1 protein-coding gene is annotated in these 243 nt (G+C 54.7%); it reads right to left on the bottom strand.

Annotation, left to right across the window (positions count from 1 at the left end; translation table 11 throughout):
- Positions 1-193: protein YgfX (locus FN960_RS24665; RefSeq protein ID WP_221936876.1), on the bottom strand; the 193-nt coding region annotated here is incomplete at its 3' end.
- Between the last annotated feature and the right edge of the window lie 50 nt (positions 194-243).

Genomic DNA, 243 nt, shown 5'->3' with positions numbered 1-243 from the left:
CCTGGCGAGCATTAATACGCCGCTGGCTGCGAACGCAATCAAACACCACCAGCGAAAGTAACACCATCCATAACGGGGTGTAACTGAGTGGCCAGGGCATGAGTAAAATAACAGCGGCAACCAGCCCATGAATCAGCAAGGAAAGCCACTGTGCGCGCCAGGAGACGCGCAAATCAGATTGCCACAGGACCACGTTCCCGGTTCCGTGTCTGGATGAGTCGGACCATCATTTCCAGTTCTGCA

Source organism: Alkalicoccobacillus porphyridii (assembly GCF_007293315.1).
Taxonomy (GTDB): Bacteria; Bacillota; Bacilli; order Bacillales; family Bacillaceae_D; genus Alkalicoccobacillus; species Alkalicoccobacillus porphyridii.
This window is presented reverse-complemented; position numbering and strand designations above follow the sequence as displayed.